General features: G+C 67.5%; 14 protein-coding genes. 11 read left to right on the top strand and 3 right to left on the bottom strand.

Annotated elements, in window-relative coordinates:
• Positions 1 to 115: 115 nt before the first annotated feature.
• Together AC1D1W_RS09295 and AC1D1W_RS09300 are read left to right on the top strand one after the other, a co-directional pair.
• A complete protein-coding gene (locus tag AC1D1W_RS09295; protein WP_243177241.1) occupies positions 116 to 1,261 on the top strand; it encodes a class I SAM-dependent methyltransferase in 1,146 nt (381 codons plus the stop codon).
• Between the two features lie 155 nt (positions 1,262 to 1,416).
• On the top strand, positions 1,417 to 2,619 hold the full coding sequence (locus AC1D1W_RS09300; RefSeq protein WP_043436509.1) for an ROK family transcriptional regulator: 1,203 nt from the start codon (positions 1,417 to 1,419) through the stop codon (positions 2,617 to 2,619).
• A gap of 18 nt (positions 2,620 to 2,637) precedes the next feature.
• Here the strand turns inward: AC1D1W_RS09300 and AC1D1W_RS09305 are convergent, their stop codons facing one another.
• Positions 2,638 to 2,835 (bottom strand): hypothetical protein, encoded by a 198-nt coding sequence (locus AC1D1W_RS09305; protein WP_018773338.1) that lies wholly within the window; start codon positions 2,833 to 2,835, stop codon positions 2,638 to 2,640.
• Between the two features lie 429 nt (positions 2,836 to 3,264).
• Here AC1D1W_RS09305 and AC1D1W_RS09310 point away from each other — a divergent pair, with 429 nt between their 5' ends.
• Positions 3,265 to 4,254, top strand: a complete 990-nt coding sequence (locus AC1D1W_RS09310; RefSeq protein WP_476943510.1) for a methylenetetrahydrofolate reductase — start codon at positions 3,265 to 3,267, stop codon at positions 4,252 to 4,254.
• A 58-nt stretch (positions 4,255 to 4,312) separates the two neighbouring features.
• Positions 4,313 to 6,655 carry a 5-methyltetrahydropteroyltriglutamate--homocysteine S-methyltransferase gene (gene metE, locus AC1D1W_RS09315; protein ID WP_476943511.1) on the top strand — a complete coding sequence of 781 codons (2,343 nt, stop codon included), beginning with the start codon at positions 4,313 to 4,315 and terminating at the stop codon, positions 6,653 to 6,655.
• A 194-nt stretch (positions 6,656 to 6,849) separates the two neighbouring features.
• Here metE and AC1D1W_RS09320 read toward each other — a convergent pair whose 3' ends face one another.
• Positions 6,850 to 7,356, bottom strand: coding sequence for a DUF2004 domain-containing protein (locus tag AC1D1W_RS09320; RefSeq protein WP_026537142.1), 507 nt, complete (start codon positions 7,354 to 7,356; stop codon positions 6,850 to 6,852).
• A gap of 112 nt (positions 7,357 to 7,468) precedes the next feature.
• Between AC1D1W_RS09320 and AC1D1W_RS09325 the strand changes: the two genes are divergently transcribed.
• Positions 7,469 to 8,866 carry an aldehyde dehydrogenase family protein gene (locus tag AC1D1W_RS09325; protein WP_476943512.1) on the top strand — a complete coding sequence of 466 codons (1,398 nt, stop codon included), beginning with the start codon at positions 7,469 to 7,471 and terminating at the stop codon, positions 8,864 to 8,866.
• Between the two features lie 29 nt (positions 8,867 to 8,895).
• On the opposite strand, the gene AC1D1W_RS09330 is transcribed toward AC1D1W_RS09325, so the two are convergent.
• Positions 8,896 to 9,816, bottom strand: a complete 921-nt coding sequence (locus AC1D1W_RS09330; protein WP_476943513.1) for a LysR family transcriptional regulator — start codon at positions 9,814 to 9,816, stop codon at positions 8,896 to 8,898.
• 317 nt (positions 9,817 to 10,133) lie between these two features.
• On the opposite strand from AC1D1W_RS09330, the gene AC1D1W_RS09335 reads away from it, so the two are divergent.
• From AC1D1W_RS09335 to AC1D1W_RS09360, 6 genes are all read left to right on the top strand, one after another.
• Complete coding sequence (locus AC1D1W_RS09335) at positions 10,134 to 11,579, top strand: NAD(P)/FAD-dependent oxidoreductase (protein ID WP_476943514.1); 1,446 nt, start codon at positions 10,134 to 10,136, stop codon at positions 11,577 to 11,579.
• Positions 11,576 to 12,337, top strand: coding sequence for a DUF1365 domain-containing protein (locus tag AC1D1W_RS09340; protein ID WP_243177246.1), 762 nt, complete (start codon positions 11,576 to 11,578; stop codon positions 12,335 to 12,337). Before AC1D1W_RS09335 ends, AC1D1W_RS09340 begins: the two co-directional genes overlap by 4 nt.
• On the top strand, positions 12,334 to 13,734 hold the full coding sequence (locus AC1D1W_RS09345) for a class I SAM-dependent methyltransferase (protein ID WP_476943515.1): 1,401 nt from the start codon (positions 12,334 to 12,336) through the stop codon (positions 13,732 to 13,734). Before AC1D1W_RS09340 ends, AC1D1W_RS09345 begins: the two co-directional genes overlap by 4 nt.
• A 408-nt stretch (positions 13,735 to 14,142) precedes the next feature.
• On the top strand, positions 14,143 to 14,388 hold the full coding sequence (nrdH, locus tag AC1D1W_RS09350) for a glutaredoxin-like protein NrdH (RefSeq protein ID WP_018773329.1): 246 nt from the start codon (positions 14,143 to 14,145) through the stop codon (positions 14,386 to 14,388).
• A gap of 168 nt (positions 14,389 to 14,556) precedes the next feature.
• Positions 14,557 to 14,961: a class Ib ribonucleoside-diphosphate reductase assembly flavoprotein NrdI gene (gene nrdI / locus AC1D1W_RS09355; protein WP_476943516.1), complete on the top strand. Its 405-nt coding sequence runs from the start codon at positions 14,557 to 14,559 to the stop codon at positions 14,959 to 14,961.
• Between the two features lie 65 nt (positions 14,962 to 15,026).
• Positions 15,027 to 15,904: ribonucleotide reductase N-terminal alpha domain-containing protein (locus AC1D1W_RS09360; RefSeq protein ID WP_476943517.1), on the top strand; the 878-nt coding region annotated here is incomplete at its 3' end.

Below are 15,904 nucleotides of genomic sequence, written 5' to 3' on the forward strand. Positions count from 1 at the left end.
AACGTAAGACCTAAAAGGTAAATCAGGTCAGAGCAGCACCGGGGGAGGCCTCACACCCGGCTCCCACTGCCAGCACCCATACCCAAGCCCGAGAAGAAACGGCGGCACAACGCGCGTGGCGGACAACAGCTTCGAATCCCTCTTTGCCCGGCTGAGAAGATTCCCGGACGTCGAGGCCGACAACCTGCAGGCCTGGGACGCCACGGACAGGCTCCTGCTCGACTCTGCCCTGGAGATGCCCGCGGCCGGCCTGCTGCAGCCCGGGGGCAGGCTCGCGGTGGTGGGGGACCGGTACGGTGCCCTCACCCTCGGCGCCCTGACCCTCGGGGCGGAAGGCGTGCGCGTCCAGCAGGACCTCATCACCGGTGAACGGGCACTGCGGGCGAACGCCGAGGCCCTGGGCATCGACGGCGGCTTCGAGCAGCTCCCGTTGGGTGCCGAACTGCTGGAGGGAGCCTCCCTGGTTTTGCTGCAGTTGCCGCGGTCCCTGGCGGAACTTGAGGAAATCGCCGACGCCGTGGCCCGCTACGCGGCGCCCGAGGTGGTGCTGGTCGCGGGCGGACGCGTCAAACACATGAGCCTGGGCATGAACGCCGTCCTGGCGCGCTGCTTCGAGGATGTCCAGCCCCAGCTGGCGCGGCAGAAATCACGGCTCCTGCTGGCCCGGAACCCCAGGCCGGTCCCGGCCGCGCTGCCCTTCCCGGTCACTGAGGTCAACGACGAACTGGGCCTCACGGTCTGCGCCCGGGGCGCCGTCTTTGCCGGCACCGGGCTGGATATCGGGACCAGGTTCCTGCTGGACTTCCTGCCCCGGATGCCGCACGCCACCCATGCCGTCGACCTTGGCTGCGGGACCGGAATCCTCGCCGCGATGTACGCCCGCGCCAACCCCGGCGCCCGCGTCACCGCGACCGACCGGTCCGCCGCAGCCGTCGACTCAGCCCTGGCCACCTCCCGGGCCAACGGCCTGGACGGTCGGATCGACGTGCTTCAGGACGACGCCATGAGCTCCCTCCCGGACGCCAGCGCGGACCTGGTGCTGCTCAACCCGCCCTTCCACCTGGAAGCGGCGGTCCACTCCGGCGCGGGGATCAAGCTGATCGAAGCGGCCGGCAGGGTGCTTGCCCCGGGCGGGGAGCTCTGGACCGTGTTCAACAGCCACCTGCACTACCGGCCGGCCCTGGAACGGCTGATCGGTCCCACCCGCGAGGCCGGCAGGAATCCAAAATTCACCGTCACGGCCAGCACCCGGCGGCCTTGACGCAAGAAACTTTGTGTCGGTAAAGCGCAAGTGTGGGCGCACGCCTGCACGTAACGTACGATTCTGACAACTGCTGTGCGTGGCCAAAACGTTTAGAGGTATCAGTGACCGAGTTCCGGCAACCCTCGCCGAGGCGAGGGACCAACCTACCGAAGATGGGCGACTTCAACCTCACAGTCATCCTCGACGCCATCCGCCGCACGCCGGGCGGGCTGAGCCGGGTGGAACTCGCCCAGATTGTCGGACTCTCGCCGCAGACCATCTCCAACATTTCCCGCCGCCTGCTGGACCAGCACCTGATCGTCGAGGCAGGCAAGGAAGGCACCGGGCCGGGCAAGCCCAGGACCATGCTCCGGCTGAATCCCTCGGGGATGTATGCCGTGGGCGTCCACCTGGACCCGGCCGTCCTCACGTTCGTCGTGCTGGACCTGCTCGGTGCCGTCGTCCGGCACTCACGGATCACCACCCCGCCCGGCACCGACCCCAGGGCTGTCATTGACACCATCGCGGGCGAAATCAAGAGAATCATCCTGGACTCCGGGGTGGACCCGGACCGGATCGCCGGGCTCGGGGTTGCGTCGCCGGGGCCCATCGACCTCAACGAGGGCGCCGTCGTGGACCCGCCGCTGCTGCCGGGCTGGGACCACGTGGGGCTGCGGGATGGCCTCGCGGAGGCCACGGGCCTGTCGACACTCATGGACAAGGACGTCACCAGCGCAGCCGTGGCCGAAACCTGGGCCGGGGGCCCCAGCGGCGAGGGCAGCTTCGTCTTCATGTACATGGGGACCGGGATCGGCTGCGGGATCGTGCTCAACGACGAAGTCGTCCGCGGGACCTCGGGCAACGCCGGAGAAATCGGGCACATCATCGTCGACCCGGGCGGTGCCCTCTGCGACTGCGGGCAACACGGCTGCGTGAAGTCCTCCGCCATTCCGCAGGTCCTCGTGGCGCAGGCTGAGGCAGCCGGGATATTGAATGGTTCACTCCAGGACAGGAGCGCGCCGGCAGTTCAGGAACGTTTCGCCGAGTTGTGCGCGATCGCCGAAGCCGGCAACGACGCAGCCAAGGAAATCATTCGTGGGTCCGCAGTGCTCGTGGCCCGTGCGGTGTCGGTCGTCACCAACGCCCTGGACGTGGACCGGGTAGTGTTCGGCGGCCCGTTCTGGACCTGCCTCTCAGCGGCTTACCTCGAGCTGGTCCCCGGACTGGTTGAGGCGAACAGTGCCACCCGGAGGATTCACGGGATCGAAGTCGTGGGCACGGGGGTAGGCGAGGACGTCGGCGCCGTCGGTGCGGCCTGCCTGGTGCTCGAACACACGCTGGCCCCGCGTTCCCAGCGGCTGCTCCTGGGCGACTAGACAGGGGCTAACCGGGCCTCAGTCGATGTCCTCAACCACCGTCCCATACGGGATGGTGTCATCCAGATGCGCCTGGTGGCCATGCGGAAGCACGAGAATCCGGACCCCGTGCAACCTCTCTGCGGCCGACTGCATGAGCACGGGCCGGACGGTGTTGATGAAGCTCTCGCTCTTGCCGGCGAGGTACTGCTGGTAGCTGGCTGGAAGCTGGATCATGGCAACAGGATAGTCCTGCCGGGGTGCGTTGGGGAGAGCAGCCGCGCGGGGCGAAAATGCCGTCTTGGGCGAACATTGTTCTGCCCGGCGCCGCAAACGGCCGTAAAGGTGCGTCTTAATTCGGGGACCGACTTGAAGGGCCCCACGGCCCGGCCTTAGAGTTCTATACAAGTTACCTCAGTAACGTGTCAGCGATCCTCCGCTGAAAGCTGCCCCCGGGCGGCCCAGGAGGGTGTGGGTGCCCCCATGTGGGCCTGACATTTGCTCACGGACAACTTCGTATCAGGCGTAACAGTCGCGGCTGCGCCCTGCTGAAGTTCCCTCCGTGTTCCCCAAACTCAATTCACTGACGACGGAGTTTCCGTTTCTGGTTCCGGTCCTCCGGGATTCCGGATCTCCCGGCGGCAGTGTTCAAAGCCAAGGACGCAAATGTCACCACCAAGCCTTATCGATACCCATCCCAATCTTGCCGGCGCGGCCCCTGTTGCGCTGTCCTACGAGCTGTTCCCGCCGAGGTCTCCCGCAGCCGCGGAATCCCTTTGGACCACCATCGGCGAACTGGAAGCCACGGACCCGGACTACGTGTCCGTGACCTACGGCTCCAACGGCTCGAACCGCAGCACCGCCGTCGATCTCGTCAACCGGCTCGTGCAGGAAACGACGCTCCGGCCCCTGGCCCATCTGACCTGCGTGGGGAATTCCCCGCAGGAACTGGCGGAGATCATCGGCGAACTGCTCGACGTCGGCGTCCGCGGCATCCTCGCCCTCCGCGGCGACCGGCCCAAGGATGGAGAAACCCCGCCGCCGGGATCACTCCGGTACGCCCAGGACCTGATCGAACTCATCCGCCGCGTGGAGCAACGCCGCTCGGCGCTGCTGTGCGCCGGCAGGGTCGCGGTCGGCGTCGCCGCCTACCCGACCCGGCACCCGGAATCCCCGAGCGAGGCACACGACGTCGAGGTCCTGCTGGCCAAGCAGCGCTCCGGCGCCGACTTCGCCATCACCCAGGTCTTCTTCCACACCGAGCAGTACGCCGACCTCCTCGCCCGGGCCCGCCGGGCCGGGGTGACCATCCCGATCATTCCCGGGGTCATGCCGCTCACCAGCCTCCGGCGGCTCGCCCGGCTCGGCGAACTGACCGGCGTGGAACCGGCCCCGGAACTGATCGAACGCCTCGCGGCTGCCGATACCGACGCCGACCGGACCCGGATCGGGGTCAGCGCCACCGTTGATCTCGCCAACGCAGCCCTGGACGCCGGAGCCCCCGGCATCCACCTCTACACGTTCAATGAGCATGCCGCGGCACTGGATGTGCTGGACAAACTCGCGCTGCCCCGCCCGCACCGCGGCAACCGGCACAGTGGCAACAAGAACAGCGGAAACCGGCACACGGCCAGCCGCCGCCAGCTCGCCAGCTGACCGCGCCAAGACAACACAACTTCCCTCCGCACCACACCACCAACACTTAGGACTTCCCATGACTGCACTGAACACCCCCAACCCCACTCCGTTCCCGGCTGCCTCGATCCTGGGCTACCCGCGCATCGGCCGCCGCCGCGAACTCAAGAAGGCCGTCGAGGCCTACTGGGCCGGCAAGATCGACGCCGCAGCCCTGGACGCGGCCGCCAAGGAAATCCAGCTCGGCAGCGCCAAGCGGCTCCAGGGCCTGGGCCTGACCGAAGCCGCCGCGGTGCCCGGCACCTTCTCCTACTACGACCAGGTGCTCGACGCCGCCGCCCACCTCGGCGCCGTGCCGGCCCGCTTCGGGAACCTCCTCAACGCGCAGGGCCAGCTCGACATCGACGGCTACTTCACCCTGGCCCGCGGCAACAAGGACCAGCAGCCGCTGGAAATGACCAAGTGGTTCGACACCAACTACCACTACCTCGTGCCGGAAATCGGGCCGGAAACCAACTTTGCGCTGACCTCGAACCGGATCGTCGAGGAATTCGAGTACGCCCTCGCCAACGGCGTCGAGACCCGCCCGTACATCGTCGGCCCGGTCACGTTCCTGCTGCTGAGCAAGGCATCCGACGACGCCCCGGCCGGCTTCAGCCCGCTGTCCCGCCTGGAGGACATCCTCCCCGTCTACACCGCGCTGCTTCAGAAGCTCGCCGCCGCCGGCGCCAGCTGGGTCCAGCTCGACGAGCCCGCCCTCGTGGTGGACCAGGACACCCCGGCCGTGGAAATCCAGGCCGCCGTCGCCCGTTCCTACGAGGCCCTGGCCGCCGCGGCCCAGCGCCCGCAGCTTTTCGTCTCCACCCCGTACGGCGCGCTCAACGGCCAGCTCGGAACCCTCGCCGCCACCGGCATCGACGCCCTGCACCTGGACGTCTTCAAGGGCGAGGTCCCGTCCGCCGCAGCCCTGGCCGCGCTGGGCAACAAGACCCTCGTCGCCGGCGTCGTGGACGGCCACAACATCTGGCGCAACGACCTCGCCGCTTCCGCGAAGAAGATCGCCGAACTGAAAAAGTCGGTGGCCAAGCTGGCCATCAGCACCTCCACCTCCACCCAGCACGTCCCGCACGACGTCGACGAGGAAGTCCAGCTCTCCGAGCAGCTGCGCAGCTGGCTGGCCTTCGCCGACCAGAAGGCCGTTGAAGTCGTCACCCTCGCCGGTCTGCTGACCGACGAGGCAGCCGTCCAGCCCGCCATCGACGAGGCCACCCGCGTCATCGCCTCCCGCGCCGAGGCCGAAGGCGTCCGCCGCGGCGACGTCCGGGCCCGCACCGCCGCCCTGACCGGCGCCGACTTCAACCGCTCCGCCTACGCCGTCCGCGAGGCAGCCCAGGACAAGGCGCTGCACCTGCCGCCGCTGCCGACCACCACGATCGGCTCCTTCCCGCAGACCGGCGAAATCCGCACCGCCCGGGCCCGCGCCAACCGCGGCGACCTCACCACGGAGCAGTACGAGCAGCTCATGAAGGACGAGATCAAGCGCGTCGTGGAGCTGCAGGAAGAGCTCGGCTTCGACGTCCTGGTCCACGGCGAGCCCGAACGCAACGACATGGTCCAGTACTTCGCCGAGAACCTCGAAGGCTTCGACGTCACCGTCCACGGCTGGGTCCAGTCCTACGGCTCGCGCTGCACCCGACCGTCCATCCTGTGGGGCGATGTCACCCGCAGCGCCCCGATCACGGTGAAGTGGGCCGAGTACGCGCAGTCCCTGACCAGCAAGCCGATGAAGGGCATGCTCACCGGCCCGGTCACCATCCTGGCCTGGTCCTTCGTCCGCGATGACCAGCCGCTCGGCGAGACCGCCAACCAGGTGGCGCTGGCCCTCCGCGACGAGATCGCCGACCTCGAGGCCGCCGGCATCAAGGTCATCCAAGTGGACGAGCCCGCGCTGCGCGAGCTCCTGCCGCTGCGCAAGGCCGACCAGGCCGCGTACCTGGACTGGTCCGTGAAGTCCTTCCGGCTCTCCACCGCAGGTGCCGCGGACGCCACCCAGGTCCACACGCACCTGTGCTACTCCGAGTTCGGCGCCATCATCGACGCGATCGACGGCCTCGACGCCGACGTCACCTCAATCGAGGCCGCCCGCTCCCGCATGGAGGTCGTCCACGACCTCGAGTCCCACGGCTTCGGCCGCGGCGTTGGCCCGGGCGTCTACGACATCCACTCGCCCCGCGTCCCGGGCGAACAGGAAGTCACCGAACTGCTCAGCACCGCCGTCAAGCACGTCCCGTCCCGCCAGCTCTGGGTCAACCCCGACTGCGGCCTGAAGACCCGCGGCTACGCCGAGACTGAAGAGTCCCTGCGCAACCTCGTCACGGCCACCAGGACGGTCCGAGCCGAACTGCTCTCAGCCGCCAAGTAACAGGCCACCAGGCAAGCAGCCGACAAGGAGCCCGCTCCACACACAAACGACGCCGGCCGGTCACCCTCCAAGGTGACCGGCCGGCGTCGTACGTTTCTTGATCATCGATTGCTGAGCAGCTGCCGTTTTGAGCACCCGGAAGGGCATCTACGGAGCAGTCGATGCAGGACTACCGGCGACTCAGGATGCCCGGGTCAGGACTCCCAGAGGATTTCGTCGTCGACGACGCCGTCCTCATCCGCGGAAGCGACGAGGACCTCGTCGGTGAAGTGCTGGCCCAGCGTGAAATCGAGGACGAAGTAGCGTTCCGGCTGGCCGGGGTAGATGCCCACGTGGCCGAGCTTGAGCGCCTTGAGGAAGACCTCGTCGGTCAGCTGGCTCTTGTCCTCGACGCCGAAGACCTTTTTGAGGTGTTCGTCCTTGATCGCGTTGCAATGGAAGTGGCGGTACTCCTGGGGACTGGTGCCTTCCTGGTCCAGTTCCTCGGCGATCATTTCGCGGACCTGGTCCACGAGTTCGGGCAGAAAGCGCAGGCGGTAGTCAACTTTATGCATGGCCGCTTCATCGAAATGGTCATGCGCGTTGACGTTCAGGTCAAGCTCCACGGTCTGGCCCGCCAGCTCATGCGTGGCGGTGAGATTATGCTCCCGTCCGTGGTTGAGCTCGACCTCTCCGAAGTGCTTGCTCGCTACCTTGTTCATATCTTCAACATAGTCCTGAAAACCGGACCATTCCAGCGTTGAAGAGTTTTCCCTACCGGAGCAATATCCGGTACCGGACCGGCGGACGGCCGCATGACTGTACATTGATCGGATGCAGCATGTAATCTCACCCGTCGGCCGTGCCCGGGCCGCGTTCGACGCCGGGACCACCCGCCCGCTCGCCTGGCGGTTGGATCAGCTGCGCCGGCTTCGGCGCATGCTCGCGGAGCGGCAGGCGGACTTCGCCGAAGCCCTCGCCCGCGACCTGGGCAAGCACCACACCGAGGCGCAGCTCGCGGAGATCGGGTTCGTGGACGCCGAGGCGGCGCACCTGGAGCGGCACCTCGAAGGCTGGCTGCGGCCCCGCCGCGTGCCGGTGCCGCTGGCAGTGCGGCCGGCCCGCGCCTGGACCGAACTCACCCCGCTGGGCGTGGTGCTGGTGATCGGGCCGTGGAACTACCCGCTGCAACTGCTGCTCGCCCCGCTCGCCGGCGCCCTGGCCGCGGGAAACACCGTGGTCCTCAAGCCGAGCGAACATGCCCCGGCCACGTCGGCCGTACTGGCCCGCTGGATTCCCGAATACCTGGCCGGCGCCGCCGAAGTGGTTGAGGGCGGCATCCCGGAGACCACCGCCCTCCTGGCCGAACGCTTCGACCACATCTTCTTCACCGGGGGAGAAGCCGCGGCCAAGGTGGTCATGCGCGCGGCGGCCGAGCACCTGACCCCGGTGACGCTGGAGCTCGGCGGCAAGTCCCCGGCCTACGTCGATGCATCCACGGACCTGGCCACGGCGGCCAAACGCATCGCCTGGGGCCGGTTCATGAACGCCGGGCAGACGTGCGTCGCACCCGACTACGTCCTGGCCCGGGAGGAGATCCTGGAGCCGCTGCAGGCCGAGCTGATCAAGGCCGTTACGGCGCTCTTCGGACCGGACCCGGCGGCGAGCCCGTCGTACGGCCGGATAGTCGATGACCGCCACTTCGCACGGCTCGCGGCCCTCGCCGACGCCAGCACGGTGGTGCACGGCGGACAGCGCGACGCCGCCAGCCGCTACTTTGCGCCGACCCTGCTGCGCCCGGCGCCCGGCGACGCCGTCATGGCGGAAGAAATCTTCGGACCGCTGCTGCCACTGGTGCCCGTGGACGGGCTCGACGAGGCCATCGAGGAGGTCAACGGGCGCGCCAAGCCGCTGGCACTCTACGTCTTCAGCAACGATCCGCAGACGCGCCGCGCCTTCGCCGGGCGGACCTCGTCGGGGGCCCTGTGCTTCGACGTTCCGGCGGCCCACCTGTCCGTCCCCGGGCTGCCGTTCGGCGGGGTCGGCGGCAGCGGCATGGGGGCCTATCACGGGGAACATTCGGTGCGGACGTTCTCGCATGAGCGCCCCACCCTGGACAAGCCGCTGTGGCCGGACACGCTGGAACTGATCTATCCGCCGTACACCCGGACCAAGCACCGGATCATCGACGCGCTGGTGGCGCCGGTCGGGAAGCGGGCCAGGAAGCGCTGAACGCACGCAGGGCTAACGGGGGCTTCAGCTCAGTCCTTTCGCGCGGTCCCGGACCGGTGCATCGTCTCGGCCAGCAGCTCCACGAAGAGCTGGACCTGGGCCGTCCGTTTCTCGTTGATCAGCAGGGCGAAAACATTCCGTGCCAGCCGGATCTCCGGCACATCGAGGACCACCACCCCGGCAGGCCGGTGCCGCAAGGCCAGGTCGGGGACCAAGGCGGCGCCGAGCCCGGCGGCGGCCATCTCCAGGCTCGCGTGGAAGTCATCGCTGTAGGCCACCACGCGGGGGTGCAGGTTGCAGCTCGCGAAGAGCCGTTCAATCACCGTGGCGTCGGACGTGCCGGGGTGGTGCATGATCCAGGGCATGTCCGATAGGTGCGGCGCGGCGACCTTGGAATCCGTGCCGATGCCCCAGGCTGCCGGCAGCACCACGCGGAAGTCGTCGTCGCCGATCCACTGCCGGTCCACGGTGTGCGGCCAGGCGAGGCCGGACTGTCCCACCTGGTACACCAGGGCGACGTCGAGTTCGCCGCCGGTCCGCAGCCCCTGGATGGTCTGGGCCGGCTCCGCGACCGAGACCCGCAGGTCGATGCCGAGCTTCTTCCAGGCCGGGTTCTGCAGGATCGGCGGCAGCACATAGGTGGCGAGGCTCGGGAAGATGCCCAGCCGCAGCTCCTGGCTGGGACTCTCCTGCGCCCGGGAGGCGGCGGCCATCAGCGTCTCGATGTCCGTCAGGACCTTGGCGGCGTGCCGGGTCATGACGACGGCGGCTTCGGTCGGCTGGATGCTGCGGGCCGCGCGCTGGAACAAGGTGACGCCGGTGTCGCGTTCCAGTGCCGACATTTGCTGGGAGACGGCCGAAGCCGTGTAGCCCAACCGGGTGGCGGCGGCCGCAAACGAGCCAAGCCGGATCACTTCCACAAGGGTCCGGAGATGGACGGGGTTGATCAAAGGCTGCCCTTCGCCTGGTTGCGGGTCCACGGAGACGGGACCGGAATTCCCGCTTCATTGTGGCATATCCGGCCCTCCGGCGGCCGTGCCGGTCTGCGTGCTGATGTGTCTGCCTGAATGTCCGCACGGAAAGTCTGCGCTGCGCGGCCGGGCCCATGCAGGAGAATCCGAGGAACCCAGCTCACGTGGCAGATGACGGCGTCACTGGCGACGGTCTGACAGCAAAACTTAAAAATTCCACATTCATACTCATCCGGCCACCCGACAGCATCGAATTGCCCATAAGAGACTTCGGGCCAGACAACAGGAGCAGATCAGTGTCGCAAGCAGCAGGGATACCGGCAGGCCGGCGCGTCGCCGTCATCGGCAGCGGAGTGGCGGGGCTGACCGCCGCGTACGTGCTGAACGGGCAGGACCGGGTAACGCTCTTCGAGGCCGACTCCCGGCTCGGCGGCCACGCCCACACCCACGATGTGACGCAGCAGAACGGACCCACGCTGGGCGTGGACACCGGCTTCATCGTCCACAACGAGCGGACGTATCCCACGCTCCTGCGCCTGTTCGCCGAGCTCGGCGTCGAAACCCAGGACTCCGAAATGAGCATGTCCGTCCGCTGCGACGGCTGCGGGCTGGAATACGCCGGCGCACGGGCCAAGGGGCGCGGGATCATTCCCCGGCCGTCCACCCTGCTGCGTGGCCGCTACCTGCGGATGCTGCTGGAAGTCACCCGGTTCCACCGCCGGGCCCGCGCACTGCTGGCCGAACCCGCCGCAGGCACGGCAGCCGCCGGACACGAGCTCACCCTGGGGGAGTTCCTGGCCCAGGAGAAGTTCAGCAGCTACTTCATCTCGCACTTCATGACCCCCGTGGTCAGCGCCGTTTGGTCCTGCGACCCCACCACCGCGCTGGCCTACCCGGCCCGCTACCTGTTCACCTTCCTGGGCCACCACGGCCTGCTCGGCGTCAAGGGCTCCCCGCAATGGCGGACTGTCACCGGCGGCTCGCGCAGCTACGTCGACAAGGTCGCCGCGACCCTGCCGGACATCCGGCTCGCCAACCCGGTCACCACGGTGCACCGGCACGCCGACGGCGTCGACGTCACGTCCGCGCTCGGTGCCGGGACCGTGCGCGAGACCTTTGACGCCGTCGTCATCGCCACCCACCCGGCGCAGGCCCTGCGCATGCTCACCGACGCCTCGGCTGCCGAGAGGGCCGCCCTTGGCGGCATGCCGTATTCGGTGAACCAGACGCTCTTCCACCGTGACGAGGCCGTGCTGCCGGCCAGCCCCAACGCCCAGGCCTCCTGGAACTACCGGCTGCCGTCCTGCGACGCCCGGCCGGACAAGGTCCTGGTCAGCTACGACATGACGCGGCTGCAACGGCTGGAACCCGTCGACGGCGGCCGGTACATCGTCAGCCTCGGCGAATCCGAGCTGATCGACGACGCCACGGTCCTGGACCGGATGGTCTACGAACACCCGCAGTACACCCCGGAGTCGCTGGCGGCGCAGCAGCGGATCCTCGGACTCGGCGACGGGCGGCTGGCCTTCGCCGGCGCGTACCACGGCTGGGGATTCCATGAGGACGGCGCCCTGTCCGGCCTCAAGGCCGCCGCCCGGCTCGGCCGCGACTGGGACCCGGTCAACAGCGACGCTGTTAACATCGGCACGGTCAACATCGACGCAGGGGCCGTAGACCCGGACCTCGCCCCGGCCGCAGTCCAGCCGGCCACAGCTCAGCCGGCCACGGTGGAGGTGCCATGAGCGCGCCGGCCACCATCCATCCGGCCGCCCTCCACGGCGCGGCCATCTACCGCACTGCCATCGCCCATGTGCGGCGGACTCCGCTGCGCAACGCGTTCACCTACCGCAGCTACAGCTGGTATGTCGACGTCGACCATCTCCCGCAGCTGCCGCGCCTGCTGCGGCCGCTGGCGGGATTCCGGGTGGAGGACCACCTCGGCGATCCGGACGGCACCCTGCGCGGCAACGTGGAAAGCTACCTTGCCACCCAGGGGATAAAGCTCGACGGCGGACGCATCACCATGCTTGCCAGCGCCCGGGTGTTCGGGCACGTGTTCAACCCGTTGAGCGTGTTCTGGTGCCATAGCGCCTCCGGTGAGTTGCGCGGCGTCGTCGCCGAGGTCCACAACACGTACGGGGAGCGGCACTGCTACCTCCTCGAAACCGACGCCACGGGCAGGGCGAGCGTCCCGAAGGCGTTCTACGTCTCGCCGTTCAACGACGTCGACGGCGAGTACCGCATGAAGCTCCCCGAACCCGGCGAACGGCTCGCCGTATCGATCGTCCTGGAACGGGAGGGACAGCAGCCCTTCATCGCCACCATGGACGGCGTCCGGCACGAAGCGAGCGTGCGGAACATCGTGTCCGCGGCGCTCGCCGTACCCGCGGCCCCGCTGCGTGTCGCGGCACAGATCCGCTGGCAAGGCATCAAGCTGTGGGCGCGCCGCCTGCCCATCATCAAAAAACCACACCACCCTTCACAGGAGGCAGTTCAGTGACAATGACCGAAGCGACCGGATCCGGTACGGGACGGGCACAGGGCACCACGCACAGCAGCGCAGTAAACGGCAGCGCCGTCAACAGCGGGCTCGTCACCGGCAGGGTGCCGTACACCGTTCCCCAGCCTCCCGCCACCATCGACGCCGCCATCTGGCCCAGCATCGCCACGGTGCCCTCGAGCCTCAAGGCCCGTGTGGCCGGACGCGCTGCGGACGCCATCTTCAAGGCGGCCGTGCGCAGGCTGCCGCTGGAAGTCCGGTACCCGGACGGCACAGTATTGGGCAAAGGTCCCTCTGACGAGTCGGCCGCCGGCTATCCCGTCATGACCATCAACCGGCCCGATGCCTTCGCCACCCGCCTCGGCGACGGCGGCCTGATCGGCCTGGGCGAGTCCTTCATGGCCGGCGACTGGGACGCCGACGACCTCACCGCCGTCATGGAGGTGTTTGCCTCCCGCGTCGGCACGCTCGTTCCCGGGCCGCTGCAGAAGCTGCGCGGGCTGTACCTGCCGCGCCAGCCGCGCAGGGAACGGAACACGGAGAAGAACACCCGCTCCAACATCTCCCGGCACTACGACCTCTCCAACGAGCTCTTCGCCTCGTTCCTGGACAGCACCATGACGTACTCCAGCGCCCTCTTCCCGGAAAGCGGCGACGCCCTGCGGCACGTGGCCTGGGACGGGCTGGCCGCCGCGCAGCAGGCCAAGATTGACCGGCTGCTGGACAAGGCCGGCGTGAAGGAAGGCACCCGGGTCCTGGAAATCGGCACCGGCTGGGGAGAGCTCGCCCTGCGCGCCGCCGCCCGCGGCGCCACCGTCTACTCCGTGACGCTCTCCAGCGAGCAGCAGGAACTGGCCCGCCAGCGCGTGGCCGAGGCCGGCTACGCCGACGCCGTCACGATCGAGCTCAAGGACTACCGCGCCGTGGAGGGCGAGTTCGACGCCGTCGTCTCGGTCGAAATGATCGAGGCCGTCGGCTTCGAATACTGGGCCACCTACTTCCAGACCATCGAGCGGGTCCTGGCCCCGGGCGGCAAGGTGGCCATCCAGGCCATCACGATCGCCCACGACCGGCTCATGGCCACCCGCACCAGCTACACCTGGGTGCACAAGTACATCTTCCCGGGCGGCGTCATTCCGTCCGTCCGCGCCATCGAGGACATCACGGCGAAGCAGACCGGACTGCGCGTCCGCGAACGCCTGGCCATGGGTGAGCATTACGCCCAGACGCTGCGGCTCTGGGAGGAACGGTTCATGGCCCGCGATGACGAGGTGGGGGCCATGGGCTTCGACGCGGTCTTCCAGCGGATGTGGCTGTTCTACCTCTGCTACTCCCGGGCCGGGTTTGAAACGGGCTACCTCGACGTGCAGCAGATCGTGCTCGACTCCGCCTCCTAGCCCCGGTGTTAGAACAATCACGAATCGCTTGAGGCGGGCACCACGGTGCCTGCCTCTTTCGTGTGCCCGGACACCAGATGTAGTGGCCGGCGCCACCGATCCGGGTCCCCGCGGCGGCGCGCGACACGCCGTCTGCGGTGCGACACGCGGGCGTGATTAATGTGGCTAACTACTCCACAGGGTGTGGATTTCGTCCGCCAAAATGGCGGAAATCCGGACATTTGGAGGGTACCCTCCTGTGGATTAAAGGTGGGTTAAATGACATACTTGTAATACATCATCTTGGGGTCCGCATGAGGCTCTTGCACTACATGTAGTATCGACATACAGTTCCAGCAGAGCATCAGCGCGGGACATCCGGAGCCGGGATTGCGCTCCACAGAAGACTTCAACAAAGGGGACAGGACCATGACCGTTACGGTTTACACGAAGCCGGCCTGCGTTCAGTGCAACGCGACCTACCGCGCGCTGGACAAGAAGGGCATCGCCTACCAGAGCGTCGACATTTCCCAGGACGCGGAAGCCCTTGAGCGCCTGAAGTCCCTGGGCTACATGCAGGCCCCCGTTGTCGTCACCGACCAGGACCACTGGTCAGGTTTCCGCCCGGACAAGATCGAAGAACTGGCGCAGGCTGCCGCCGTCGCTGTAGCCTGAAACGCTCCGGACGCCTGAAAAGCCCGGGACGCCGCTACCAGGCAAGAATTCACGGTAGATGAGGTGACCACCGTGGCTGTAACAACTGAAGATCGGGTGGCTGCCACGGCTGACAGCGGGGAAGCGGTCAGCACTGCAGCACCGGCCACCACAACGCACTGCCGGCTCATCTACTTTTCCTCCACCTCCGAAAACACGGCACGCTTCGTTGCGAAGCTGGGCGTCGAGGCCGCCAGGATCCCCCTTTACCCGAGGGACGCTCCGCTGGTGGCCCGGGAGCCCTACGTTTTGTTGCTCCCGACCTATGGGGGCACCGGGGGAGAGGGATCTGTTCCAAAGCAGGTCATCAGGTTTTTGAACGATCCGGGCAACCGGAAGCTGATCCGCGGAGTGATCGGCGCAGGAAACACCAATTTCGGGGACAACTACTGCATGGCAGGGGACATCATCGCCGCCAAGTGCAAGGTCCCGCACCTATATCGCTTCGAACTCATGGGGACGCCGGAAGACGTCAACCGCGTACAACAAGGATTGGAAGAGTTTTGGACACGACTGTCGCAGACAAAGCAGTAACTGAAGGCGCAGGCCTGAACACGGGCACGGGCACCGGCGCCGCCGCTGTTGAGAAGAAGCACGAGATGCCGGCCGCCTACAAGGGCCTGGGCTACCACGAGCTGAACGCCATGCTGAACCTCTACGGCCCCAACGGGGAAATCCAGTTCGAGGCCGACCGCGAGGCCGCGCACCAGTACTTCCTGCAGCACGTGAACAACAACACCGTGTTCTTCCACGACCTCGAGGAAAAGCTCGACTACCTCGTCAAGAACGAGTACTACGAGCGCGAAACCCTCGACCAGTACACGATGAACTTCATCCGCGAGCTCTACAACCGCGCGTACAAGAAGAAGTTCCGCTTCGAGACCTTCCTCGGCGCGTTCAAGTTCTACACCTCCTACACGTTGAAGACGTTCGACGGAAAGCGCTTCCTGGAGCGCTACGAGGACCGCGTCTGCATGGTGGCCCTGCACCTGGCCCGCGGCGACGAGAAGCTCGCCACCCAGATGGTGGACGAGATCATCGAGGGCCGCTTCCAGCCGGCCACCCCGACGTTCCTGAACGCCGGCAAGCGCCAGCGCGGCGAGCTGGTCTCCTGCTTCCTGCTCCGCATCGAAGACAACATGGAGTCGATCGGCCGGTCGATCAACTCCGCGCTGCAGCTCTCCAAGCGCGGCGGCGGCGTGGCCTTCGCGCTGACCAACATCCGCGAGGTCGGCGCGCCGATCAAGCAGATCGAGAACCAGTCCTCCGGCGTCATCCCCGTGATGAAGCTCCTCGAGGACAGCTTCTCCTACGCCAACCAGCTCGGTGCCCGCCAGGGTGCCGGTGCGGTGTACCTGCACGCGCACCACCCGGACATCTACCGCTTCCTGGACACCAAGCGCGAGAACGCGGACGAGAAGATCCGCATCAAGACCCTCTCGCTCGGCGTCGTCATCCCGGACATCACCTTCGAGCT

The organism is Arthrobacter sp. P1_B4 (assembly GCF_056406555.1).

What these genes read in the sequence shown, in the direction of transcription:
- AC1D1W_RS09340 (WP_243177246.1), top strand. Translation starts at nt 11,576, where the DNA reads ATGAGCGCGCCGGCCACCATCCATCCGGCCGCCCTCCACGGCGCGGCC.
- AC1D1W_RS09310 (WP_476943510.1), top strand. Translation starts at nt 3,265, where the DNA reads ATGTCACCACCAAGCCTTATCGATACCCATCCCAATCTTGCCGGCGCG.
- nrdH (WP_018773329.1), top strand. Translation starts at nt 14,143, where the DNA reads ATGACCGTTACGGTTTACACGAAGCCGGCCTGCGTTCAGTGCAACGCG.
- AC1D1W_RS09305 (WP_018773338.1), bottom strand. Translation starts at nt 2,835, where the DNA reads ATGATCCAGCTTCCAGCCAGCTACCAGCAGTACCTCGCCGGCAAGAGC.
- metE (WP_476943511.1), top strand. Translation starts at nt 4,313, where the DNA reads ATGACTGCACTGAACACCCCCAACCCCACTCCGTTCCCGGCTGCCTCG.
- AC1D1W_RS09320 (WP_026537142.1), bottom strand. Translation starts at nt 7,356, where the DNA reads ATGAACAAGGTAGCGAGCAAGCACTTCGGAGAGGTCGAGCTCAACCAC.
- AC1D1W_RS09325 (WP_476943512.1), top strand. Translation starts at nt 7,469, where the DNA reads ATGCAGCATGTAATCTCACCCGTCGGCCGTGCCCGGGCCGCGTTCGAC.
- AC1D1W_RS09300 (WP_043436509.1), top strand. Translation starts at nt 1,417, where the DNA reads ATGGGCGACTTCAACCTCACAGTCATCCTCGACGCCATCCGCCGCACG.